The following is a 22,973-nucleotide window of genomic DNA, read 5'->3' on the forward strand; positions in this document are numbered from 1 at the left end:
TTAATGAAAATTTACATCCATTCTAAAACTTGCGAAAGTTCTTTAGCAACAAAACACTTAAGCCCTATATCTTCCAAAGGCTTAGAAGGAACAATGGCATTTTTAAATTTTTGCATTTTAGCTTCTTTTAAACGCGTATCAAGGCTAAAAACCTCTCTAATTTCTCCATTTAAACTAAGCTCCCCTATAAAAATACTATCTTTGCTCAAAGGGCGATTTTTAAAACTTGAAATAATAGCTGCAACCACAGCCAAATCCGCCGCAGTTTCACTTACTTTTACTCCGCCGCTAATATTTACAAATACATCATAATGCCCTAAAGGAATTTCAAGTTTTCTTTCAAGCAAAGCCAAAAGCATATCTAAGCGATTTTTTTCATATCCTGTAGCGCTGCGTTTTGGGTAAGAACTTTCACACACTAAAGCTTGAACTTCTAAAACCAAGGCACGAGATCCTTCCATCACAACACCTAAAGCACTTCCTGAAATAGCCTTTCCACGAGTAAAAAAACGATTTGCTAAATCTTTTGCGCTAATCAAACCCTTAGCAGTCATCTCAAAAATACCTACTTCATTCGTTCCACCAAAACGATTTTTAAAGCCTCTTAAAAGTCTGATTTCTTTAGTGGCATCTCCTTCAAAATAAAGCACCACATCTACCATATGCTCAAGAACCCTAGGCCCTGCTATAGCACCTTCTTTAGTAATATGCCCTATGATAAAAGTACTGATATTATAAGCCTTGCTAACACGCATAAGTTCAAAAGTAATCTCACGCACCTGAGTGATGCTTCCTGCTGCTGAAGTGATTTTATTTGAATATAGAGTTTGTATAGAATCAACGATAAGAATGCTATAATCTTTTTTGTGCAATTCTTCTAAAATATTTTCAAGGCAAAGTTCAGTAAGTAAAAATAAATTCGGAGTATTAGCCTCAAGACGATCAGCTCTTAATTTAATCTGGGCTTTACTTTCTTCGCCACTGACATAAAGCACTTTTTTACCCTGTTTAGCTAAATTTGAAGCAATTTTTAACAAAAGCGTAGATTTTCCCACACCTGGACTTCCGCCTATAAGCACTAAAGAACCTTCAACAAGCCCTCCACCTAAAACCAAATCAAGCTCATTATCATCTGTGCTGTATCTTGTAAAATGTTCTAACTCCACATCTTCAATACAAACAGCCTCACTTGTTTTCATACTAACTTGTGCAAGCTCTTTTAAAACTTTAATTTGCTCAGCTTTTAATTCTATAAAACTATCCCAAGCTCCACAATCAGGACATTTTCCAAGCCATTTGCTTTGTTGATTTCCACAAGCTTGGCATTCAAAAAGTGCTTTATTTTTTGCCATTATTCAAAAATAGGATCTAATAAAGTATCTAAGTAAGCATTTGCATTAAATTCTTGTAAATCCGTCATTTGCTCACCCACGCCTACATAAAAAATAGGAAGCTCAAGCTCTCTTGCTATACTAAAAAGTGCACCCCCTTTAGCTGTCCCATCAAGCTTTGTAATAATCACACCATCAAGTTTTACAAGCTCATTAAAAGCTTTAGCTTGTAAAATTCCAGCATTTCCCTGTGTTCCATCTAAAACTAAAATTTTTCTATGGGGTGCGCCTTCTAAAGCTTTGTTTGAAATTCTTACAATTTTTTCAAGCTCATGAGCTAAATTTTTTTGATTTTGGAAACGCCCTGCTGTATCGATAATAACTCTATCAAAATCCTTTGCTTTTGCTTTAGAAATGGTATCAAAAGCAACCGCTGAAGGATCATGCCCTTGTGCAGTTAAAACTATATCTACATCCACTTTTTGCGCCCAAAGTTTTAATTGCTCAATCGCACCTGCTCTAAAAGTATCACACGCTCCTAAAACCACTTTTTGATTTTGGTTTTTGTATAAAAAAGCAAGCTTGGCAATACTTGTTGTTTTTCCTGCTCCATTTACTCCTAAAATAAGCTCTACAAAAGGTTTTTCTTGATTGGTTTCTTTTTTTTCATAAAGAAAATAAGAACCCATAACACGCTTTAAATCTTCTTTTTTTACTTCATTTTGAGGTGGTAAATAATAAATTATCTCTTCAACTATTTCATAACTTACATCTGCTTCAAGCAAAATTTCTTCAAGCAAATCTTTGGTTATCTTTTTATTCTCTCCTTTAACTCCAATAATATTTTCAAGAGTTTTTGCAAGTCCTTTTTTAAAAAAATTAAACATTAAAGTATAGCCTTTTGTATATCGATTTCTAGCATTTCTTCAGGAATAAGCCCTAAATACTGATTAATCAATTTAGAATGCTTGTTGTAAAGAAACATGGTAGGAATTCCATTTACCCCACCTAAAGCTTTAGCTAAAAGATAGTTATTTTCACCATTAGAGACTTTATAAGATATTTTATGTTGTTCTATAAATTTTTGAATCTCCTCATTAGACTTATCCTCTAATAAAACTCCAACTATATTAAAATCATTGTTATACTTTTCTTGTAATTTATTAAGATGAGGGATTTCAGCAATGCAAGGGGTACACCAAGTGGTAAAAAATACAAACAAAGTTGCCTTATCTTCATCGTTGAAATTTAAAACGGCATTTTCTTTTTTAACTGAAATTGATCCTCCATCAATCAAATTAAGTTTAAAATTCATATCATCACTTTGATTTATACTTGTCTCGGTGCTTAAATTTACATCATTTTGCTGCTTTTCTTTATCATTGCTACAAGCAACAAACAAACAAGATATTGCCACTAGTAAAAGTATTTTTTTAATCTTCATTATTTATCAATCCTTTATTCTTCTTTATAAAAATGCTAAAATTATAACATACATAAGATAATATTTTTTTAAAGGCATATTACATGGAAAAAACAGATTTCAGGGCATTGCAAAAAATACGCCTTTTCAAACATTCAAAACTAAATTTCAAACAAGATTATAAAATATTTAAAGAATGTCTTAAAATAATAAAACTATTTAAAGCTAAAAATATTTTAATTTTTATTCCTTTGCATTATGAACCAAACTTAATAAAATTTCGCCATATTCTTAATAAAAATTACAAACTTTTTGTTCCATTTATGCAAGATAAAAGTTTAAAAATTGTAAAATTAAGATTGCCTTTTATTAAAAAAAGGTTTGGGGTTTTAGAGCCTATAGATTCTTTTTTTAAAGCAAAAATTGATTTAGCTATTGTGCCTGTAATTGGCGTCGATAAAAATTTAAAAAGAATAGGACATGGGCAAGGTTTTTATGATAGATTTTTTGAAAATTTAAATTACAAACCTCATGTAATATTTGTCCAAAGTATAGATGCTTTAAGTCAAAATAATCTAACACAAAAGCATGATATTTCAGGAAAATTATACATAAACCCTTATAAAAAATATTACAAGAAAGAAAGAAAAAATGATAGAATCACTGATCGCATTTATAGCCGCTATAGTCGGACTCGGTATAGGATATTTAGTTGCAAAAAAAATCAATGATGCCAAATATGAAATTTTCGTAGAGCAAGCTAAAGCTAAAGCTAAAGCTATAGAATACGAAGCAGAGCTTATTTTAAAAGATGCAAAAAATTCAATTCTTAATGCAGAATTAGAAGTTAAAAAAAAATACGAAGAAAAAACTCACAAAATTCAAAAAGATTTTAATCAAAAATTTGATGATCTTTCTAAAAAAGAACAAAAACTTCAACAAGAAGAAGAAAAACTAAAAGAAGATAAAGAATACCTTTGCAAGTCACAAAAACACATTCAAGACTTACAATCTGATGTTGATAAATTAAAAAATAAATATCAAGAAAAACTTGACGATGTTTTAAAAATTTTAGAACATTCTACAGGACTTACACAAAATGAAGCCAAAGAAATCATTCTTAAAAAAGTAGAAGAAAATTCTCGCGAGCAAATTGCACATATAGTAAGAAAATATGAAGAAGAAGCAAAAAATGAAGCCAAAAGAAAAGCTAACTTCATCATTGCTCAAGCTACCTCTCGTTTTGCAGGTGAATTTGCAGCTGAAAGACTTATCAATGTTATTAACATTAAAAACGATGAACTTAAAGGACGTATCATTGGTAAAGAAGGACGCAATGTTAAAACCTTAGAAATGGTTTTAGGTGTTGATATTATCATCGATGATACACCAGGTGCTATTATAGTAAGTTGTTTTAATCTTTATCGCCGTGCTATTGCTACAAAAGTTATAGAGCTTTTAGTTGAAGATGGCAGAATTCAACCCGCGCGCATAGAAGAAATTCACGAAAAAGTATGCAAAGAATTTGATAGTGCTATTCTAGAAGAAGGCGAAACCATAGTTATGGATCTAGGTTTAAATAAAATACACCCTGAAATTGTAAAACTCATAGGAAAACTCAAATACCGCGCAAGCTATGGACAAAACGCTTTAGCACATTCTTTGGAAGTGGCTCACCTTGCAGGAATCATTGCTGCTGAATGTGGTGGAGATGAGAATTTAGCGCGTCGCGCGGGAATTTTACATGATATAGGAAAAGCATTAACCCATGATTTTGAAGGATCTCATGTGGATTTAGGTGCAGAACTTTGCAAACGCTATAAAGAGCATCCTGTAGTAATCAATGCTATTTACGCACACCATGGACACGAAGAAGCTACAAGCATAGAATCAGCAGCTGTTTGTGCAGCAGACACTTTAAGTGCTGCACGACCTGGAGCTAGAAGAGAAGTGTTAGAAGCTTTCTTAAGAAGAGTCAGTGAGTTAGAAGATATCGCTAAAAGTAAAGAAGGAATTAAAAATGCCTATGCAATCAATGCCGGAAGAGAAATTCGCGTCATAGCCAATGCTCAGCTTGTTAATGATGATGAAAGTGTACTTTTGGCTAAGGAAATAGCAGCTGAAATTCAAGAAAAAATGCAATATCCTGGTGAAATTAAAGTCAATGTTATACGTGAACTTAGAGCTGTAGAATACGCTAAATAAGGTTTATTATGCAAGATATGATTGATACTTTAATAAAATATGGTTATATTGTTTTATTCTTTTACTCTTTAGGGGGTGGAATGGTTGGAATTTTAGCTGCAGGAGTTTTAAGTTCTCAAGGAAAAATGGATCTTAGTTTTTGCATTGCTCTTGCTTTTATTGCTAATACCATAGGTTCAACTTTGCTTTTTATACTTGGAAAATATTATAAAAAAGATATTATGCCTTATTTTAAAAAACACCGACGCAAACTAGCCCTTGCTATGATGAAAACAAAACAACACGGAATTATTTTACTTGTAACTCAAAAATTTATTTATGGTTTAAAAACTTTCATTCCCATAGCTGCAGGTATGGCAAAATATAATTTTATTAAATTTTTTATTATCAATACTCTAGCTAGTTTGGCATGGGCTATTGTTCTAGGTTTTGTTGCTTATACTTTTGGGTATGTTATTGAAGCAATTTTTGATAAACTGAGTTTATATCCTTATACTGCTCCTTTATTTTTATTATTTTTAGCTGGAATAATTTGGCTCTATTTAAGTAAATTTTCCAAAAAATAATGTCTCTATGGAATTCTTTTTCTTACTCTTTTAAAGAATTTCATTATTTATTTTTATCTGTTGTTATTATTTTTATTTTTAATATCCTTTTAGAATATAATAATTTTTTAAAATTTAAAAACCAAAAACATTACTTTATAAATAACGCTCTATTAACGCACCAATATACAAAATATAATAAAAAAAATAAAAAATACTGGGTTTTAAAGCTACAAACTGAAAACTTCACTTTTTATACTACAAGTTTTAAGGATTTAAATTTAAGCAAGAATCAACTTTTAAGCCTTAGAATTATCACCCATAATATTAACTTTAAAGACTATCTGAGCAAAAGTTTTTACGCACCTTCTTATGATTTTGAAAAATTAAAAGAAAAAGAATACAATCCCATTATATCTTACTTCTTAAATCAACATACAAATGAAAAAATTAAAGAATTTTATGGTGCTTTATTTTTTGCACTGCCCATATCTTTAGAGCTTAGAAACGATGTAAATTACTACGGCATAGCACACCTTATAGCAATTAGCGGTTATCACATAGGCTTGCTTTTTAGTTTAATTTTCTTTATTTTAGCTCCAATTTATAGTTTTTTCCAAAAAAGATATTTTCCTTATAGAAATTTACGTTTAGATTTAAGTATTTTAATTTTTACACTACTTTTAGCTTATGCTTGTTTAATAGGATTTGTCCCTTCTTTTGTGCGCTCCTTGATTATGGCTTTTTGGGTTTTTTATCTATTGTGTAAAAATATAAAAATTATTAATTTCTTTACGCTTTTTTGTAGTATTTTATTATGCATTTCTCTTTACCCTAGACTTTTATTTAGCATTGGATTTTTATTTTCTATTTTAGGTGTTTTTTATATTTTTTTATATATGCATCATTTTGCAAATAAATTTAATAATCTTATAAATATTATTTTGCTTAATATTTGGACTTTTTTTGCTATGGTTTTACCTGTGCTTTATTTTTTTCCACTTATAAGCTACCAACAAATTTTAGGTATTATTTTGAGTGGAATTTTTGTAATATTTTATCCTTTAGTATTATTTTTGCATCTTATAAACTATGGAGATTTGCTCAATTTTATCTTGGATGAATTTTTTAAATTTAAAATTTATGGAACTAATATCCATATCCCATTTTGGATTTTTATAAGTTATCTTATTACTTCTTTAATCTCTGTGCGATTTAAATATCTAGCTTTTCTTTGTATTTTTGCGAATTTTATTCCCTTCATTATGATTGTGATTTAGAAAATAATAGAGTTTAAGCCCAAAAAGATAAATAATCCAAGAAATATAAATCCAAATAAAAAAGAATAAAATAGTAGAAAAAGATCCATAAACACTAGCGTATGTTTTATTATATACCACATAATATACAAATAAATTTTTTCCTATATACCAAATAGCACCCGCTCCAAAAGATACTAAAGCTAAACTTTTAAGAGTTCCCTTATGAACAGAACTTGAATAAGATATAAAAAATAAACCCCAAATAATTACAAAGGGTAAAATTTCAAAAAAATTAAACCCTATTTTATAATCATCTAAAGTTTGTTGGATAAAACCTGAAATATAAAAACTAAGCCCAAGCCCCAAAGGAACAAGAGTTAAAAGAGTCCAATAAGAACTAATGCTTTGCCAAAGTCCTTTAGGTTCATTTTTAGTAATACGATTGATTACAAAATCATAGCCTGAAAAAAAAGCTAAAGAAGTAAATGCCATAGCAATAAGACCTACAATACCCAAATTTACACTATTTTTTAAAAAAGTATCGATGTAAGTAGCAACAACATCTTGTTGCGTTGGTATTAAAAAAGCAAAAATTACTTGCTTTGCTTTTTCATAATAAGCTTTAAAACTAGAAATTTGCGTAAAAACAGAAAAACATACAAATAAAATAGGTATTAAAGATAATACAGTATAAAAACTAAGCGCTGCTGCATAATTTAAAATTTCCTTATCACGCAAATTTAGCAAAATAGTAAAAAAATTTTTCAACTTCTAAAGTCCCATTTTAAAAGGATTTAGTATATTATTTGGATCAAAAGCTTTTTTAATATTTCTCATTAAATTCATTTCGGCTTCAGAAAAAGCTAAATTCATAAAAGGTGCTTTAGAGAGTCCGATACCATGCTCTCCGCTTAAAGTTCCTCCAAGTTTCACTGTTAATTTAAAAATCTCTTCCACAGCTTCATAGCCTTTTTTCACTTGCTCTTGATCATTTTTATCAGGAACCATCACATTAGTATGCACATTTCCATCCCCTGTATGCCCAAAACAAGGAATTTTAAAACCATATCTTTTAGAAATCTCATCTATACCTTCAAGCAAGGCAGGTAGTTTAGAACGCGGAACTGTAATATCTTCATTAAGTTTTAAAGTTCCATACATGGCAATGCTTTGAGAACAATTTCTTCTAGCAAACCAAATATCTGCGGCTTCTTGTTCGTCTTTTGCTATTTTAAATTCACTAGCTCCAGCTTCTAAAAAATAATGTTCTAAATTTCTTAAATCCTCATCAATAGCTTCTTTAACATTACCATCCACATCAGCAATCAAAATAGCGCCAGCTTCTATAGGCAAACCTTTATTAAATTTACTCTCAACCGCTCTAATGCTAAGATTGTCTAAAAATTCCATAGATACAGGACTTACACCGCTAGCAAGACTTTTGTAAACCGCATTCATAGCACTTTTTACACTTGGAAAAATAGCAAAAGCGGTTTTTTTGAATTTAGGTAAAGGCATTAATTTTAAAGTAAGCTCACTTAAAACTGCCAAAGAACCTTCACTAGCGATTAAAATTCCTGCCAAATTATAACCTGCCACATCTTTAATAGTGCGTTTTCCTGCACGAATGATTTCTCCGCTAGGCAAAACAGCCCTTAAAGCCATCACATAATCTTTTGTAATGCCATATTTTGCAGCTCTCATTCCCCCAGCATTTTCGCTTACATTACCCCCTAAGCTAGAATACTCCATGCTAGCAGGGTCAGGCGGGTAAAAAAGTCCGTATTTAGCCACTTCTTTTTGTAAATGTATATTAATAACCCCAGGTTGCACAACAGCCACTAAATTTTCAAGATCAATTTCCAAAATTTTATTCATATGCTTTTCAAAAGCAAGCACCACACCGCCATTAACAGCTAAAGCTCCTCCTGTAAAACCAGATCCTGAGCCTCGTGGTATGACTATGATATTATTTTCATTGCAAAATTTTAAAATTTGAGCAATATCTTCTTCATTTCTTGGAAAAAGAACCCCATCGGGTAAATAATGTTTTTTTGTCGCATCATAGCTATAAGCTCTTTTGTGAATTTCATCAAAATAAGCGTTTTCTTCTCCTAAAAATCGTTTAAAATATTGTTCAAATTCTTTTTTCATGTTTATTGCACCTTAGGAAGATTAATCAAAGCATCATAATACCTATAATAATTTCCTATTTCTTGAGAGTTAAAATCAAAAAAATTACTTTTATATCCACCTATACGAGAATAAAAAGGAACCTGAACGCTAGTTGGCTTGCTTATAGGCACTTCATAAAGCTTATTAAAATCTTGACAATCTACAACTTCTGCTTGATTTTCCAAAGCCACAACCAAAATGCCAACCGCATTATCATCACAAAATTGCCTAAAATCTGAACGCTTAGGAGAAAGAGTGGCCGTTCTAATTAATTGTGCTCCAAAAATGTCAATATGGGTAAAATATATCTGCGGAAATTCTCTAACAAGTTCATTATAAGTTTGTTCATCAGGAGCAATTACCAATCCTCTATCATAAAGAAAATTTAAAACAACCTCATCACCTACTTTAGGTAAAACATTTGGCAAAGGCAAAGCATCTTGCTTAAGAGCTGAAAAAACGCTAAATTCTAATTTTGCCAAACCATTTTTTTTATCTATAACACTTGCTCTAGCAATGATACTTTGCGAATTGCTAAAATGTTGTACTACTACGCCACTTGAATAAAGTTTTATATCATCACTATCTTTAATATAACCATAAATATCATCAACTTTTACAAGTTCACTTTTTATAGGTTTTAAATCAAATCCAACCGCAAAGAGGCTAAGGTTTAAAGCTAAAAAACACACTATAGTTTTAAACAAATTTGCTCCTTAAATAAAAATTTATAGAATTATAATCCTTTTTTGTTAAGCAATTGTAAGAAAAATAAAGTAAAATATAGCTTTCAAATTTCAAAATTCTTTTAAAAATTAAGGTTATCTCATGAAAAAATTATTGCTTTTATTTATTTTTGTTGTTCAAAGTTTTGCAGCTTTAAGTGTTGAAGAGCTAACTTGGGATAATGGAGATACCTTGCTTAAATTCTTACAAAGAAATTCCATACCTATGTCGCTTTATTATGGACTTGATAGAGAAGACCAAGAACTTGCTTCTGATATAGCCTATAAAATAAAATATCAAGTTTTAAAAGATGAAAACAACAACATAGAACAAGTTTTAATTCCAATTAGCGATGATTTACAAATTCATATCTATAAAAATAAAGATGGGCAATACATTCTTGCTTTTACTCCTGTATCTTATCAAAAAGAAGATAGAATTTTACATTTAACCATTAAAAGCTCTGCCTATCAAGATGTCTATGAAGAAAGTGGTAGCAGCACTTTAGCTCGTGCTATGGTTCGTGCTTTTCGAGGAAGTATAAATTTTCGCAATATCCAAAAAGGTGATGAAGTAACCCTATATTATGAACAAAAAAGACGCATGGGTAAACTTTGGGGTGATATAAATATAAAAATGGCAATGGTAGAAATCAATAAAAGCGCAAGAGAAGTCTTTTCTTATAATGATATATTCTATGATCGCGATGGCAAAGAATTGGAATCTTTTTTACTTACAAAACCTGTGAATTACACTAGAATTTCTTCTCCTTTTACAACAGCAAGATATCATCCTATATTAAAACGCTATCGCGCCCATCTTGGTATAGACTATGCTGCACCTACTGGAACTCCTGTGAAAAGTGCTGGCAAAGGAGTAGTAACCTTTATAGGCACAAAGGGTGGTTATGGAAATGTAATTCAAATCAAGCATGACTCAGGTTATATGACTTTATATGCCCATCTTAGTCGTTTTGCAAAAATTAAAAACGGACAAAAGGTAAATCAAGGACAAGTAATTGCATATGTTGGTTCAACAGGTATGAGCACAGGTCCTCATTTGCATTTTGGAGTATATTTAAATAATAAAGCTATAAATCCTGCATCTGTTGTAAAAATCGCCAAATCAGAACTTAGTGGAAAAGCGAAAGAGAATTTTAAACATATCATAGCTGGATACGAGCAGGTTGTTAAAGAAGCCCTAGCCTCGAATCAACCTAATCCTCCAAAAGAAGAAGATTTTGAAAACTATATAGAATTTTAATTACTCAACAACGCTTTATCTTTTGCATTGATTAAAGAATTTAGAAGAGTTGCAAGCTCTTCTTTTTCTTTTTCATTAATTTCACAAAAATCTGCATCAATCAATTGTTTCACCAAAGCTTCATTTAATAAATCTCCATCACCAAATTCTCTAGCTTTTTGAATGATTTTTAACACTCTTAAATCTTTTCTTTCATACATTTTAATCCTTTAAATAAACCACACTCACAAAACGCTTAGGCGTTTTATCACGACGATAAGAAAAAAAACTCTCATCGTCAAAACTACAAATTCCACAATCTTTAATATTTTCAATGCCTAAATTTTGAGCTTGAAATTTTACTAAAGCTTTTAAATCAAGTTTATCATCTTGAACAAATTCTTTAAATTCTTTTTTGGCAAATTCTAAAATTTCTCCATCTATTTCATAATTTTTAGCACAAATTCCAGGCAGGATAAAAAGATGAAATTTATTCTTATCTAAATGTGAATTTTGCATAGTAATTTGATCAACGCATTCTTTTAGAATGTTTTCAAAGCTTCCTTTTCTACCTGAATGCAAAGCTGCTATAATGCCATTTTCATGATATAAAATTAAAGGTAGACAATCCGCACTTAAAACACAAAGAGCGGTATTTTTTTCCTTGCTTATAAGCCCATCACAACTGAGATTTTTTAAATTTTTTTCATAAATGATAACTTTATGAGAGTGAATTTGATCCATAAAAACACATTTTTCAATATCTTTAAAACCTAAATGAGAAAATAAATTCTCATTATGAATTTTAGCCCTAAAAACATTATAATCCTTATCAAAAGCACAAAAAATACCGACTTTATCATTTTCTAATAAAGATAAGAAATTCTTTCCACTTCTTCCCATGATAATCCTTTGTTTTTACCTTGTAATTGTGCATAAATATAACGAGCAAGTAAATCACTTTCTATATTGATTTTTCTACCTACTTGATAGTCTTTAAAAAGCGTTTCTTTAAAAGTAATAGGAATAATAGTAAGCCTAATGCCATTTTTTAAAATTTCATTGATAGTAAGACTTACTCCATCAACACCTATACTCCCTTTTTCTGCTATAAATTTCATAGCTTCTTTAGGTAAAGATATATAAAAATCTACTCCATTTTCATCTTTTTGAATCTTTTCAAGTGTGCCGATAAAATCAATATGTCCTTGCATAAGATGTCCATCAATTCTATCGCCATACCTTAAAGCAGGTTCTATATGAACTTTATCTTTTAAATTTTCTATAGCTATATGAGTGCGACTTTCACGAGAAAGTTCCACTTCAAAACCTCCCTCATAAAGTTTTGTCACACTTAAACAAGCCCCATTTACAGCTATGCTATCGCCAAGATTTGGGCGATATTTTGCTTTTAAGCTTAAAGTATTGTTTTGATAAGATTGAACTTTAGCAATTTCTCTTATGAGTCCATTAAACATTTTTTACCTTAAAAAATCTTATTTAATAATTTATTCACCGCTTTATCAACTTTATCGCCCGTACTTTTAGCACCATCACTCACACCGCCACCTACTACATTTTTAATAGAATTTAACACACTTCCTGCATTTAAATTCACTTTAGGATTTTCCGTAGTTCCTGTAATACTTCCTTTAAAATTGGCTCTATCGAGTTTAATATCAAAAGGCAAATTTAAAGCTCCGCTTTTAGAATTTAAAGCTCCTGATTGTACTAAAATATAAGAACGATCTGCTTGCATATTAAGATCAAGTTTGATATTTTCTTTTTTAATCAAAGCTTTAGCATTAACAGTGCGATAAACATCATTTGTAATATCTTTTAGCGTTAAAATTTTTAAAGCATTGGTAATAAGATTTGGTTTTAATTTACCCTCTTTCATGTCCAAATTAACCTCGCCTTCTTCGCTTAAAAGATTGTAATTTGCCTTCACATCTGCCTTGCCTTGATAAACATCCATAAAGTCCAAACTTTGAGCTAGACTACTTAAATCCACTCCATTTAAATCAGCAAGCAAAAGGTTATTTTTAAGTGTGCTTTGAAGCTTCCCTTCAAATAAATTTGGACTATTTACAACAAAATTTAAACTCTTATCAAAACCTACCTTTCCATTAAATTCTGCCTTACCTTTAAGTTTTCTATCCAACAAAAAGCCTAGTTTTGAAAAATCATTTATCTTTAGACTAAAATCCGAATTTAAAAGCATTTTGCCTATATCAAAACTTCCTTGTAGTTTTGTAAGATCAGCTAAAGATGAATTTAAAACGGAATCAAATTGAGCGATATTGTTTTTAAAATTAATTTTGGTATTTAAATCATAACTTGTATTGTTTGGAAAATTTTTATTTAAAATTTTACTTAAAGTTGCAGCATTTAATATACCTTTAGCTTCTAAATTTGCTTTACCATTAAGGTTGTTAAAATCGATATTATCTAAATTAACTTTTGCATTAACAATCCCACTGGCATAATTTGGCATACCTGCTATAACAAAAAGTTTAGATAAATCAAGTTTATCAATGTTTAAATCAAGTTTTTTACCATTTGAATCAACCTTGATTACACCATCTGCCAAATTTGCATTTGCATTTAAATTTTGTATTTGAGTGCCTATAATATGAGCTTTTGCAGTAAGATCTGCCTTACCTTGTAATTTTTGTCCTGCTATAGCACTAAACTGAGACAAGTCATCAATAAAAGCATTTAAATCTGTATTTAACTCACTATTTTTTAAATTATAAGTTCCTCGAAGTTTTTTAATATTAAGCAAATTTGAAGCAAGTAAAGCATTGTAAGAAATATTGCTATTTTTTGCATTTGCTTTAGTATCAAGACTAAAAATTGTATTTGGAAGTTCTATTTTGGCTATTTTTTTAAGCTCATTGGTGTTAATCTTTGCATTGTTTATTTTTGCTTCAAGATCGAAATTAGAAAAATCTAAATCCGCATTTAGAAGTTTAGCATTTAAATTTCCAGAAACCAAAGCTCCATATCCTGCAAGAGCTAATAATTTTTCCAAACTTGCTTCATTAATATCTGCAAAAATTTTATTATTTTTCAAACTTGCCTTTACTTCTCCACCAAGTCCAATAACTTGAGCATTTAAACTTGATAAGGCATTATTTACAACACTTGTTTGACCTATCACACCCAAACTACCATTTAGTCTAGTTTTTGTAAGCTTTTCAAGCTTTGCAAGAGAAGGAATACTTAAACTAAAATCAGTACTTAAAGCATTCTTGCTAATATCATAAAGAGTTTTTTGGGTTTGTAAGTTAAGATAATCATTGTAAATTTTACTTACAGCATAAATCTTATCTTCTTTAACATTGGCCAAAATTTCTGCTTTAGGATTAGAATTTAAAGGCAAGTCTAAAGAAAAATCTTTTTTTATCGCCTCATAGTTTATATAACTTGTATCAAGTTTTATGATGATATTTCCATCAGGTTTTAAATCCTGTGCTGAAATTTTTGCTTGAGCATTTAAAAAACCTTTAGCGTAACTAGGGTAAGATAAAAGATGGAGTATTTCTTCTATCTTAAGATTTTGTGCATCTAAATTTAAAGCAATAGGGCTGTAATTATACATTCTTGCATTTAAAAGTACATTTGAACCTAGTAAATAACCCTTTCCATCTAAAGTAAAATCACTTGCTTTACCTTGAATCTTACCGCCAAAAGAAAGGTTTTGATTTAAATTTAAACCTAAATTTTTAGCATAATTTTGATTTAAAGAAATAAGATAGTCAAGATCAAATCCAAGCTTAAAAGGACTTAAAGCTCCCTTAAGATTAAAATCTGCCATATTTGCGATATTTGCTTGCAATTCAAGACTTGAAAAACGTAAATTAAAATGCGTAATATTTACATCTAATCCCGCACTTTCTTTGATCTTTTTTTGCGCTATATTTGCCACTATATTATTACCAAAACTTGTGAAAAGTATGGTATAAATAGCAATCAAAAGCACAACAACAAAAGCTATAACTCCATAAAAAATCTTTTTCATTTTTATCCTTTAGTTTATTTTATAAAATAACTTTAGTCTATAAAACTAAACTTTTATAAATATTTTAATTTAAAGTATTGACAAAATTCATTTTTTATAGTATGATATTATCACTCTAAATAAAAGAGTGCTAAAATCAATATTTTTAAGGATGGACAAAAATGAATTTTCAACCTTTAGGAAAGCGTGTTCTAGTTAAACGCGTAGAAGAAACTAAAACAACAGCCTCAGGCATAATTATACCAGATAATGCTAAAGAAAAGCCTTTAATGGGTGAAGTAGTAGCAGTAAGTAAAGAAATCACTGATATTGCAAATGGTGATAAAATCGTGTTTGCTAAATACGGTGGAACAGAAATTAAACTTGATAATAATGAATATTTAGTTTTAAATTTAGATGATATCTTAGGAATTTTAAAATAATTTATAAAAAAGGATAAAAAATGGCAAAAGAAATTATTTTTTCAGATGAAGCAAGAAATAAACTTTATGAGGGCGTTAAAAAACTTAATGACGCGGTAAAAGTAACTATGGGGCCAAGAGGACGCAATGTTTTAATCCAAAAAAGCTTTGGTGCTCCAAGCATTACTAAAGATGGCGTAAGTGTTGCTAAAGAAGTAGAACTTAAAGACAGTCTTGAAAATATGGGTGCTTCACTTGTAAGAGAAGTAGCAAGCAAAACAGCTGATCAAGCAGGGGATGGAACAACTACTGCAACGGTTTTAGCTCATGCAATTTTCAAAGAAGGTTTAAGAAATATCACAGCAGGTGCAAATCCTATCGAGGTAAAACGCGGTATGGATAAGGCTTGCGAAGCTATAGTAGGCGAACTTAAAAAACTTTCTCGCGAAGTAAAAGATAAAAAAGAAATTGCACAAGTTGCTACAATCTCAGCCAACTCTGATGAAAAAATCGGAAATTTAATCGCCGATGCTATGGAAAAAGTGGGCAAAGATGGTGTTATCACTGTTGAAGAGGCAAAATCAATCAATGATGAATTAAATGTAGTTGAAGGTATGCAATTTGACAGAGGTTATTTAAGCCCTTATTTTATCACTAATGCAGAAAAAATGACCGTAGAGCTTTCAAGCCCTTATATCCTGCTTTTTGATAAAAAAATTGCAAATTTAAAAGATTTATTACCGGTTTTAGAACAAATTCAAAAAACAGGCAAACCACTTTTAATTATCGCTGAAGATATTGAAGGTGAAGCGCTTGCAACTTTAGTTGTAAATAAACTTCGCGGTGTTCTTAATATTTCAGCCGTAAAAGCTCCAGGTTTTGGCGATAGAAGGAAAGCTATGCTTGAAGATATAGCAATTTTAACAGGCGGAGAAGTGATTTCTGAAGAACTTGGAAGAACTCTTGAAAGTGCGACCATACAAGATCTTGGACAAGCTTCTAGCGTAATTATCGATAAAGACAATACAACCATAGTAAATGGCGCAGGTGAAAAAGCAAATATCGATGCAAGAGTAAATCAAATCAAAGCACAAATTGCTGAAACAACTTCAGATTATGACAGAGAAAAATTACAAGAAAGACTTGCAAAATTAAGTGGCGGTGTTGCAGTTATTAAAGTAGGTGCAGCAACTGAAACTGAAATGAAAGAGAAAAAAGATCGCGTTGATGATGCTTTAAGTGCTACTAAAGCAGCAGTTGAAGAAGGTATAGTAATCGGTGGTGGCGCAGCGCTTATCAAAGCAAAAGCTAAAATCAAACTTGATCTACAAGGTGATGAAGCAATCGGCGCAGCTATCGTTGAAAGAGCTTTAAGAGCACCTTTAAGACAAATTGCTGAAAATGCAGGCTTTGATGCAGGTGTGGTTGTAAATAGCGTAGAAAATGCTAAAGATGAAAACACAGGATTTGATGCTGCAAAAGGTGAATATGTTAATATGCTTGAAAGTGGAATTATCGACCCTGTTAAAGTAGAAAGAGTAGCTTTACTCAATGCAGTTTCTGTAGCTAGTATGCTTTTAACTACTGAAGCAACAATTAGTGAAATTAAAGAAGATAAACCTGCAATGCCAGATATGAGCGGTATGGGAGGAATGGGTGGCATGGGTGGCATGATGTAAGCCCTACTACCAATAATCAGCAAATTTTTGCTGATTATTTCTTTTTAAACTGCCAAATTTTGTAAGATACAAAAAATAAAATCAAAAAAACAAGAAAATTAAAATACGCATTAAAAATCTGCCAAGATACAATAAAAGACAACACCATAATCACGCCATAAAAATTGGCAAAGCGAGTCATTTGTCGGAAAGTCTTCACATTTATTAAAATATAATCTAAAAATAAAAGCGAAATTAAAATACAAAGATTGCTTAAATCATCATGAGTCAATGACATCTCCCAAAAGGCGGTCTTTTTGTATATGTTTGTCCTCCAACATCTGGTGCATTTGCATATGAGATACCATAACCCATACCAAGCCTTATTAAAGTAGCAATAGGCACAGCCCTATCTTCTCTTTGCTCTTCAGCATATTTACAAACAGCTTGCATAGCCGTATAAGATAAACATAAAACTATAAGATAAATTAAACTTTTTTTTCATAATTCATTTCCTTTCTTTAATAAATTGTGAAATTCTACTTTATATTTAATAAATTTAATATTAATTATCAAAAATTTATTTTATTTTATAAGATTAAATATACATAATAAAGCTTTTTTAATAAATTTATTTTATAGAAAAATAAATTTATATTGATAATAACTATTATAAAATAAGAAAGCGTTTATAGAGAGTTTCAAGCAAGTGGATACAAAAATTTTATTATCCTTTTTCAAACCTTCTTAGTATCCCAACTCAACTCAAAAATACTCCCTTGATTTTCCACTGATTTGCAAGTGATTTTAATACCATTATCATCGCATATTTTTTTAACCAAAGAAAGACCTATGCCAAAACCACCCTGATCCTTGTTAAATCTAGTATAGCGTTCAAAAATATGATTTAAATTTGACTTTGAAATTCCACAACCTGTATCAGCAATACTTAAAAAATTGGCTTTTAAAATTATAGAAATTACTCCACCTTTTTTATTGTATTTAATAGCATTGCTTATAAGATTATCAATCAATTTAGAAATTTGACTTTTAGGAGCAAAAATATTTGCTTGATTTAAATCAAGCTTTAGTGTAATTTTTTTTTGCTCAAAAAATACTTTAAAATATTCCAATCTTTCTTCAAGTAGCATTCTTAAATCAAATTTTTGTTTTTCTGTTTCTAAGGTATTAGGGAAATTATAAAAAACAAGATCAGAATACACTTGAGACAAACTTTTTGCAGCAAGCTTAATCCTTGTAAATTTAGCATTATCTCCTAAATTTTGATGCTCAAGTTGTTCTATACTCATCAAAATAACACTTAATGGAGTATTGAGTTCATGAGTTGAATCTTTAATAAAACGATTTAGTGTGCTGATTTTATCCTCTAAAGGCTTTAGAGCAATTTTTACTAGAATATAAGATATTAAGCCCAATATGCAAAAAGCCATAATAGCAAAACCAAAAACTTTCGTTCTAATCCAAAAAAGATCTTTACCAACATCTTCACCCTGTATTAAAATTTGCAAACCATCGTTAGTATTTACTTCTTCATTGCTAGCATGTCTTAAAAAATAATGATCTGCACTCATAGGAGCAAGGAAAAAAACTTTATTATCACAAATACCTCTACCTTTAAGCTCTATCTTTGCCTTTCTTAAATCAAAATCTATATTACTAAAAACAATCTTTTTAGCATCAAATATAGCAAATTTTAGTGCTGCACTTTGAGCAATATTTTTTGCACTTATATCTATAGGAGTAAAACGAGAATTTAAGATGCTTATAACAATATTTCTATGATTTTCTCTTAAAGTAGCACCCTTTAAAACAACCAATTCTTCATATAATTTTTGATACCATAATGCAAAAAAAATAGTTAAAAAAATACCTGTAGTTGTTAGGTAGATTAATAAAATTTGCCTAATGACTTTTTTAGCCATAGCAATATCCCCTGCCTCTTTGATTTATAATTTTTTCTTTTCCTAAAATTTTACGTAAATTTTTCACATAAGCCCTTAAACTTAGCTCACTAGGCTCCTCATCATAATCCCAGAGTTCTTCAAAAATTCTCTCTGTGCTTAAAAAGTTGTTTTTATTTTTAAGCAATAAAGACAAAAGCTTAATTTCTTTACTCGGTAAAGTCAAGGCTTTATTATTATAGTAAAGAATTTGTGTAGTAAATTCAAATCTAAATCCATCCCCTAAATCTTCAAAATCTTCATTTTTATGTGAAAAAGCTCTTTTAAGCAAAGCTTTAACCCTAATAGATAACTCAGCAAGTTCAAAAGGTTTTTTTATGTAATCATCACAACCTGCATCAAAGCCTTGTTTTAAATCGTTTGTTGTATTTAAAGAAGTCATGAAAATTGCTGGAGTTTGCTTTCCGCTTTTTCTTAATTCTTTAAGCAATGAAAATCCATCTCCTAAAGGAACTTTTACATCTAAAATCCAAAGATCAAAATATCTTTCATAAGCTATATCTAAAGCTTCTTGCGCATTATCGCATAAAAATACTTCATATCCTTCATCATTTAAAAACTCTTCAATGATCTCACTCAAACTCAAATCATCTTCTAAAAGTAAAATTTTAGCAGCCATAATTTAAATCTTTCTAACTTCAAATCTCTTAAAATATATATCATTGTATCAAAATTCTTATCAATTATTTAATAAAATTTCATTTTTATTTAATTTATTTTTATCTATAATCCTTTTATATAAATAAATTTTTCCTTAAGGAGTTAAAATGCTTCCAAAATGGGATAATAGCTATAGTGTGCACAATGCTAAAATTGACGAGCAACATAAAAAGCTTTTTGAACTTGCTGCAAAAGTTGAAGTTGTATCAGATAGATCTGTAAGTAAAAATGAAGTCAAAGAACTTTTGGCTGAATTTTTTAATTATATGAAAGATCACTTTAATGATGAAGAAAAATACATGCAGCTAATAGGCTATCCAAATTTAGAAGAACATCGAAAAATACATAAAGAAATCATCCAAACCATGATTAATTTAATTAAAGATATCAAATCAACCAATGATCTTAAAGAAAAACTTTATATAGTGGCTAAAAAGTGGCTTTTAGAACACATACTATACGAAGACATGAAAGTTGAAAAATGGAGAAGTTCTTCTTTATCTACAGATGATGGCAGTGATGTTAGCTTTGAAGCAGCAGAAGATGAAGATAATGAGCATCCACAATTTTATCTTTATACCTGTAATTGTCCTGGTAAAATTCACGATGTTCCTTATAATATTCATCAAAAAATAGAACTACAAGGTCACAAATTTACCTGCAAAACTTGTAAGCAAATTATAAAATTTTACAAAAAACATTCTTAAGGAGGATAAAATGAAACACAATGTAAAAACTTATTCTTTTAGAATGCCTTTAGAGCTTAAGGAGCGTTTGGATAATTTAAGTAAAAATCTTTCTAAGCCAAAATCAGCTATAGTAAAAGAAGCTATAGAAGCTTATCTTAATGAAGTTGAAGATTTTTCTTTTGCTGTTAATGCCCTAGAAGAACTTAAAGATGGGGATTATCAAAAGGCAAGTAAAAAAATAGATAAAATTGTCAAAAATCTTCAAGAAGATTCTAATGATAACGAACTTGGTGATTTTGATTTTGCTATTGAAGCTTTAGAAGAACTTAAAGATGGGGATTATCAAAAGGCAAGTAAAAAAATAGATAAAATTGTCAAAAATCTTAAACAAACAAAATAAAAACTTTATCACAATTTTTTGTGATAAAGACTTATTAATTTTTTATGTTAAAATACATTTATGAATATTAAAAATGGAGTTAAAAAGTGGCTCCGGATGTAGGATTCGAACCTACGACCAATCGGTTAACAGCCGACTACTCTACCGCTGAGCTAATCCGGAATATTTAAAAGTAAAATGTAATTATAGTGAAATTAAAAAACTTTGTCAAGGGTTTTTACATAAAAATGCATTTTTTATGCAAAAAATTAATTTACTCCTTAACAATAACACTTTTTAAATTTCTAAAATAAAACAAATTTACCCCATCTTCATATAAATAATCAAGCTTCATTCCATGTGTTTCTAAAATAGTATTTACAATATAAAGCCCTAATCCAAAACTTGATTTTTGTTTTGATCCTTGAGTAAAAGCTTGAGTATAATATTCTAAAGTATTGTTAAGCTCAGGACCACGATTTTTAAAACAAATATAATCGTCTATAATATCAATTTGCACAAACCCATCTTCAGAATGTTTAATACCATTATCTATCATATTTTTAATCGCTGTAGTAAAAAGTTTAAAATCCACATTTACAAAAAAACTTTCTTCCATAAAAATACGTATATTGCTATCATCTCGCATTGCAATTTCTTTGGCTTCATCTAAAACATCTAAAATATTGTATTTTTTTCTATTTATAAAAGCAGCCCCTGAAGTAATTTGCTCAATAGCAGCAAATTCATTAATTAAAATTTCAAGTCTAGTAAAAACCCCATTTAAGCGCTCTTTATATTTATTATCTTCTATCATTTCTAACGTTAAGAGCCCTTTAGTAATAGGAGTTTTGAGTTCATGCATAATATTTCTTAAAAAAAACTGACGAGATTGATTTAGCTTTCGAATTTGAACAATGGCTTGATAAAAAGCTTCACTTACTTGTGAAATTTCATCCACTCCAGTGCTTACATCTTCTATATCACTAAGCTTTCCTTGGGCAAATTTATCAATTTGTTTTTTAAGTCTTTTGAGTGGTTTTAATTTTTTAAATATATAAATATAAAGTAATACAAGAATACAAATCACAGCTACAGCTATAGCTTTGATAATAAAATACCTATAGGTTTGATAATCTTGATCCTTATAAAGATAAACCTTTCCATCATAAATAATATTTAAATATACCTGTCTATTATAAGAAATAATCTCGATTAAGCCATTATTAACCTCAACTCTAGCTAAAACATCACCTCTAAAAAGAATTTTACGGATCTGCTTTGCTTCTGTTATCTCATCCATTTTATTATAATTTTTTGTCTGCTCTTCAAATTCTTTTTCACTGATAACTCCTGCAAAATTTAAGAGCCTTGCATTAGCTATTAAAGAATATTTTGTATTTAATTCTCTAGTATAATTTTGCTGATCGTATTCTATAAGCCACAAAAAGCCAAGTATAACACTAACCCCAGCAAAAATAAAAATAAAAGTTATAGTATAAAAAATCGAAGATTTATTCATTGAGTAAGCTTATAACCTATTCCACGTATAGAGTGAATATATTTTGGAGTTTTTGGATCATCTCCCATCTTTTGACGAATTCTACTGATAATAACATCTATACTTTTATTGCTAGAATCCTCACTAATAGAAGAACAATTATAAACAAGCTCTTCGCGACTTACCACTCCACCCTCTTTTTTAATCAAATAGCTTAAAATATCAAATTCAGCATTAGTTAAAGTAAGCTCTTGTCCTTTCATGGTAATAATATGCTTATATTGATCATAAACAAGATCTTTTACACTTTTTGCTATGGCGCTTTTTGTATTTGAAATACGTCTTAAATGACTTTTAATACGTGCTTGTAATTCTTTTGGATTATAAGGTTTTGGTAGGTAATCATCTGCTCCAAGCTCTAAAGCATTAACCTTATCTGTAATATCATGTCTTGCACTTGAAATAATAATAGGCGTATCATACTTTTTACGAATTTCTTCACACACTTCAAGCCCATCAAGACCTGGTAAAGAAAGGTCTAAAATGATAAGCTGATACTCTTTTAATGCAAGCTTAGAAAGACCTATATAAGGCTCATGAGCTATATCAACTTTCATATCAAATTTTTCCAAATATTCAGCTGTAATTTCTGCTAATTCTAAATCGTCTTCTATCATAAGAATATTTGTCATAGTTTTCCTTTATTTTAAACTTAATTTTAATTTTAAACTAAAATTTATAACGAAAGGAAAATCCTTCCGTTATTT

24 protein-coding genes, 1 tRNA gene and 1 pseudogene are annotated in these 22,973 nt (G+C 29.8%); 9 read left to right on the forward strand and 17 right to left on the reverse strand.

Annotation, left to right across the window (positions count from 1 at the left end; genetic code table 11):
* Positions 1-11: 11 nt before the first annotated feature.
* From radA to ELQ11_RS00305, 3 genes are read right to left on the reverse strand one after another with little or no spacing between them, the layout of a single operon-like run.
* Positions 12-1,352, reverse strand: a complete 1,341-nt coding sequence (gene radA / locus ELQ11_RS00295; protein ID WP_002870828.1) for a DNA repair protein RadA — start codon at positions 1,350-1,352, stop codon at positions 12-14.
* The gene (gene ftsY, locus ELQ11_RS00300) at positions 1,352-2,218 is read right to left on the reverse strand and encodes a signal recognition particle-docking protein FtsY (RefSeq protein ID WP_134225070.1); all 867 of its coding nucleotides are present in this window, start codon (positions 2,216-2,218) and stop codon (positions 1,352-1,354) included. The genes radA and ftsY overlap by 1 nt, the downstream gene beginning before the upstream one ends.
* Positions 2,218-2,775 carry a TlpA disulfide reductase family protein gene (locus tag ELQ11_RS00305; RefSeq protein WP_002870830.1) on the reverse strand — a complete coding sequence of 186 codons (558 nt, stop codon included), beginning with the start codon at positions 2,773-2,775 and terminating at the stop codon, positions 2,218-2,220. The genes ftsY and ELQ11_RS00305 overlap by 1 nt, the downstream gene beginning before the upstream one ends.
* Before the next feature lie 83 nt (positions 2,776-2,858).
* On the opposite strand from ELQ11_RS00305, the gene ELQ11_RS00310 reads away from it, so the two are divergent.
* Genes ELQ11_RS00310 through ELQ11_RS00325 form a run of 4 tightly spaced genes read left to right on the forward strand, consistent with a single transcriptional unit; the run spans position 2,859 to position 6,784 of the window.
* On the forward strand, positions 2,859-3,485 hold the full coding sequence (locus ELQ11_RS00310) for a 5-formyltetrahydrofolate cyclo-ligase (RefSeq protein WP_002870831.1): 627 nt from the start codon (positions 2,859-2,861) through the stop codon (positions 3,483-3,485).
* Positions 3,406-4,959 (forward strand): ribonuclease Y, encoded by a 1,554-nt coding sequence (gene rny, locus ELQ11_RS00315; protein ID WP_052949264.1) that lies wholly within the window; start codon positions 3,406-3,408, stop codon positions 4,957-4,959. Before ELQ11_RS00310 ends, rny begins: the two co-directional genes overlap by 80 nt.
* A gap of 8 nt (positions 4,960-4,967) precedes the next feature.
* On the forward strand, positions 4,968-5,525 hold the full coding sequence (locus ELQ11_RS00320; protein ID WP_070248825.1) for a DedA family protein: 558 nt from the start codon (positions 4,968-4,970) through the stop codon (positions 5,523-5,525).
* A complete protein-coding gene (locus tag ELQ11_RS00325) occupies positions 5,525-6,784 on the forward strand; it encodes a ComEC/Rec2 family competence protein (RefSeq protein ID WP_134225071.1) in 1,260 nt (419 codons plus the stop codon). The genes ELQ11_RS00320 and ELQ11_RS00325 overlap by 1 nt, the downstream gene beginning before the upstream one ends.
* Here the strand turns inward: ELQ11_RS00325 and ELQ11_RS00330 are convergent.
* Genes ELQ11_RS00330 through ELQ11_RS00340 form a run of 3 tightly spaced genes read right to left on the reverse strand, consistent with a single transcriptional unit; the run spans position 6,728 to position 9,648 of the window.
* Positions 6,728-7,534: a YihY/virulence factor BrkB family protein gene (locus ELQ11_RS00330; RefSeq protein WP_002933815.1), complete on the reverse strand. Its 807-nt coding sequence runs from the start codon at positions 7,532-7,534 to the stop codon at positions 6,728-6,730. The two genes, ELQ11_RS00325 and ELQ11_RS00330, sit on opposite strands and share 57 nt — an antisense overlap.
* Before the next feature lie 3 nt (positions 7,535-7,537).
* Positions 7,538-8,920 (reverse strand): FAD-linked oxidase C-terminal domain-containing protein, encoded by a 1,383-nt coding sequence (locus tag ELQ11_RS00335; protein WP_002861914.1) that lies wholly within the window; start codon positions 8,918-8,920, stop codon positions 7,538-7,540.
* Between the two features lie 2 nt (positions 8,921-8,922).
* On the reverse strand, positions 8,923-9,648 hold the full coding sequence (locus ELQ11_RS00340; RefSeq protein ID WP_002853792.1) for a plasminogen-binding N-terminal domain-containing protein: 726 nt from the start codon (positions 9,646-9,648) through the stop codon (positions 8,923-8,925).
* Between the two features lie 121 nt (positions 9,649-9,769).
* On the opposite strand from ELQ11_RS00340, the gene ELQ11_RS00345 reads away from it, so the two are divergent.
* A complete protein-coding gene (locus tag ELQ11_RS00345) occupies positions 9,770-10,930 on the forward strand; it encodes a peptidoglycan DD-metalloendopeptidase family protein (RefSeq protein WP_126219624.1) in 1,161 nt (386 codons plus the stop codon).
* Here ELQ11_RS00345 and ELQ11_RS00350 read toward each other — a convergent pair.
* The 4 genes from ELQ11_RS00350 to ELQ11_RS00365 are packed head-to-tail and all read right to left on the reverse strand — an operon-like array spanning position 10,927 to position 14,936.
* Positions 10,927-11,130 carry a hypothetical protein gene (locus ELQ11_RS00350; protein WP_002853612.1) on the reverse strand — a complete coding sequence of 68 codons (204 nt, stop codon included), beginning with the start codon at positions 11,128-11,130 and terminating at the stop codon, positions 10,927-10,929. The two genes, ELQ11_RS00345 and ELQ11_RS00350, sit on opposite strands and share 4 nt — an antisense overlap.
* 1 nt (position 11,131) lies before the next feature.
* Entirely contained in the window at positions 11,132-11,812 is a 681-nt protein-coding gene (locus ELQ11_RS00355) for a polyphenol oxidase family protein (RefSeq protein ID WP_126230123.1), read from the reverse strand.
* Positions 11,776-12,387 (reverse strand): riboflavin synthase, encoded by a 612-nt coding sequence (locus tag ELQ11_RS00360; RefSeq protein ID WP_002856003.1) that lies wholly within the window; start codon positions 12,385-12,387, stop codon positions 11,776-11,778. Before ELQ11_RS00360 ends, ELQ11_RS00355 begins: the two co-directional genes overlap by 37 nt.
* 8 nt (positions 12,388-12,395) lie before the next feature.
* Positions 12,396-14,936 carry a hypothetical protein gene (locus ELQ11_RS00365; RefSeq protein WP_134225072.1) on the reverse strand — a complete coding sequence of 847 codons (2,541 nt, stop codon included), beginning with the start codon at positions 14,934-14,936 and terminating at the stop codon, positions 12,396-12,398.
* Between the two features lie 161 nt (positions 14,937-15,097).
* Between ELQ11_RS00365 and groES the strand changes: the two genes are divergently transcribed.
* Together groES and groL are read left to right on the forward strand one after the other, a co-directional pair.
* Positions 15,098-15,358 carry a co-chaperone GroES gene (gene groES, locus ELQ11_RS00370; RefSeq protein ID WP_002825273.1) on the forward strand — a complete coding sequence of 87 codons (261 nt, stop codon included), beginning with the start codon at positions 15,098-15,100 and terminating at the stop codon, positions 15,356-15,358.
* Between the two features lie 20 nt (positions 15,359-15,378).
* A complete protein-coding gene (groL, locus tag ELQ11_RS00375; RefSeq protein WP_002853460.1) occupies positions 15,379-17,016 on the forward strand; it encodes a chaperonin GroEL in 1,638 nt (545 codons plus the stop codon).
* Between the two features lie 34 nt (positions 17,017-17,050).
* On the opposite strand, the gene ELQ11_RS00380 is transcribed toward groL, so the two are convergent.
* The 4 genes from ELQ11_RS00380 to dccR all read right to left on the reverse strand — a co-directional run bounded on the left by ELQ11_RS00380 (position 17,051) and on the right by dccR (position 19,596).
* Positions 17,051-17,293, reverse strand: coding sequence for a hypothetical protein (locus ELQ11_RS00380; RefSeq protein WP_029588617.1), 243 nt, complete (start codon positions 17,291-17,293; stop codon positions 17,051-17,053).
* Positions 17,284-17,448, reverse strand: a complete 165-nt coding sequence (locus ELQ11_RS09905) for a hypothetical protein (RefSeq protein ID WP_162842097.1) — start codon at positions 17,446-17,448, stop codon at positions 17,284-17,286. Before ELQ11_RS09905 ends, ELQ11_RS00380 begins: the two co-directional genes overlap by 10 nt.
* A 284-nt stretch (positions 17,449-17,732) precedes the next feature.
* Complete coding sequence (gene dccS / locus ELQ11_RS00385) at positions 17,733-18,938, reverse strand: two-component system sensor histidine kinase DccS (protein WP_126265373.1); 1,206 nt, start codon at positions 18,936-18,938, stop codon at positions 17,733-17,735.
* Positions 18,931-19,596 (reverse strand): two-component system response regulator DccR, encoded by a 666-nt coding sequence (dccR, locus tag ELQ11_RS00390; protein ID WP_002870842.1) that lies wholly within the window; start codon positions 19,594-19,596, stop codon positions 18,931-18,933. The genes dccS and dccR overlap by 8 nt, the downstream gene beginning before the upstream one ends.
* A 148-nt stretch (positions 19,597-19,744) precedes the next feature.
* On the opposite strand from dccR, the gene ELQ11_RS00395 reads away from it, so the two are divergent.
* Entirely contained in the window at positions 19,745-20,344 is a 600-nt protein-coding gene (locus tag ELQ11_RS00395; protein ID WP_126265372.1) for a bacteriohemerythrin, read from the forward strand.
* Positions 20,345-20,354: 10 nt separating this feature from the next.
* Positions 20,355-20,594, forward strand: a pseudogene (locus ELQ11_RS10220) (ribbon-helix-helix domain-containing protein); the annotation flags it as partial.
* A gap of 219 nt (positions 20,595-20,813) precedes the next feature.
* Here the strand turns inward: ELQ11_RS10220 and ELQ11_RS00405 are convergent.
* The 3 genes from ELQ11_RS00405 to ELQ11_RS00415 all read right to left on the reverse strand — a co-directional run bounded on the left by ELQ11_RS00405 (position 20,814) and on the right by ELQ11_RS00415 (position 22,898).
* Positions 20,814-20,888 (reverse strand) — tRNA-Asn (locus ELQ11_RS00405).
* A gap of 91 nt (positions 20,889-20,979) precedes the next feature.
* Positions 20,980-22,227, reverse strand: a complete 1,248-nt coding sequence (locus ELQ11_RS00410; RefSeq protein ID WP_004305599.1) for an ArsS family sensor histidine kinase — start codon at positions 22,225-22,227, stop codon at positions 20,980-20,982.
* On the reverse strand, positions 22,224-22,898 hold the full coding sequence (locus ELQ11_RS00415; protein WP_002777451.1) for a response regulator transcription factor: 675 nt from the start codon (positions 22,896-22,898) through the stop codon (positions 22,224-22,226). The genes ELQ11_RS00410 and ELQ11_RS00415 overlap by 4 nt, the downstream gene beginning before the upstream one ends.
* Positions 22,899-22,973 lie beyond the last annotated feature (75 nt).

The sequence above is a fragment of the Campylobacter sp. US50a genome (assembly GCF_004379015.1).
GTDB lineage: Bacteria > Campylobacterota > Campylobacteria > Campylobacterales > Campylobacteraceae > Campylobacter_D > Campylobacter_D jejuni.

Bases quoted from the DNA above. Each gene is read 5' to 3' on its own strand.
- groES (WP_002825273.1), top strand. From the start codon at position 15,098: ATGAATTTTCAACCTTTAGGAAAGCGTGTTCTAGTTAAACGCGTAGAA.
- ELQ11_RS00365 (WP_134225072.1), bottom strand. From the start codon at position 14,936: ATGAAAAAGATTTTTTATGGAGTTATAGCTTTTGTTGTTGTGCTTTTG.
- ELQ11_RS00380 (WP_029588617.1), bottom strand. From the start codon at position 17,293: ATGTCATTGACTCATGATGATTTAAGCAATCTTTGTATTTTAATTTCG.
- ELQ11_RS00325 (WP_134225071.1), top strand. From the start codon at position 5,525: ATGTCTCTATGGAATTCTTTTTCTTACTCTTTTAAAGAATTTCATTAT.
- dccS (WP_126265373.1), bottom strand. From the start codon at position 18,938: ATGGCTAAAAAAGTCATTAGGCAAATTTTATTAATCTACCTAACAACT.
- ELQ11_RS00335 (WP_002861914.1), bottom strand. From the start codon at position 8,920: ATGAAAAAAGAATTTGAACAATATTTTAAACGATTTTTAGGAGAAGAA.
- ELQ11_RS00355 (WP_126230123.1), bottom strand. From the start codon at position 11,812: ATGGGAAGAAGTGGAAAGAATTTCTTATCTTTATTAGAAAATGATAAA.
- ELQ11_RS00410 (WP_004305599.1), bottom strand. From the start codon at position 22,227: ATGAATAAATCTTCGATTTTTTATACTATAACTTTTATTTTTATTTTT.
- ftsY (WP_134225070.1), bottom strand. From the start codon at position 2,218: ATGTTTAATTTTTTTAAAAAAGGACTTGCAAAAACTCTTGAAAATATT.
- ELQ11_RS00350 (WP_002853612.1), bottom strand. From the start codon at position 11,130: ATGTATGAAAGAAAAGATTTAAGAGTGTTAAAAATCATTCAAAAAGCT.
- dccR (WP_002870842.1), bottom strand. From the start codon at position 19,596: ATGGCTGCTAAAATTTTACTTTTAGAAGATGATTTGAGTTTGAGTGAG.
- ELQ11_RS00310 (WP_002870831.1), top strand. From the start codon at position 2,859: ATGGAAAAAACAGATTTCAGGGCATTGCAAAAAATACGCCTTTTCAAA.
- ELQ11_RS00415 (WP_002777451.1), bottom strand. From the start codon at position 22,898: ATGACAAATATTCTTATGATAGAAGACGATTTAGAATTAGCAGAAATT.
- radA (WP_002870828.1), bottom strand. From the start codon at position 1,352: ATGGCAAAAAATAAAGCACTTTTTGAATGCCAAGCTTGTGGAAATCAA.
- rny (WP_052949264.1), top strand. From the start codon at position 3,406: ATGATAGAATCACTGATCGCATTTATAGCCGCTATAGTCGGACTCGGT.
- ELQ11_RS09905 (WP_162842097.1), bottom strand. From the start codon at position 17,448: ATGCAAGCTGTTTGTAAATATGCTGAAGAGCAAAGAGAAGATAGGGCT.
- groL (WP_002853460.1), top strand. From the start codon at position 15,379: ATGGCAAAAGAAATTATTTTTTCAGATGAAGCAAGAAATAAACTTTAT.
- ELQ11_RS00395 (WP_126265372.1), top strand. From the start codon at position 19,745: ATGCTTCCAAAATGGGATAATAGCTATAGTGTGCACAATGCTAAAATT.
- ELQ11_RS00345 (WP_126219624.1), top strand. From the start codon at position 9,770: ATGAAAAAATTATTGCTTTTATTTATTTTTGTTGTTCAAAGTTTTGCA.
- ELQ11_RS00305 (WP_002870830.1), bottom strand. From the start codon at position 2,775: ATGAAGATTAAAAAAATACTTTTACTAGTGGCAATATCTTGTTTGTTT.
- ELQ11_RS00360 (WP_002856003.1), bottom strand. From the start codon at position 12,387: ATGTTTAATGGACTCATAAGAGAAATTGCTAAAGTTCAATCTTATCAA.
- ELQ11_RS00320 (WP_070248825.1), top strand. From the start codon at position 4,968: ATGCAAGATATGATTGATACTTTAATAAAATATGGTTATATTGTTTTA.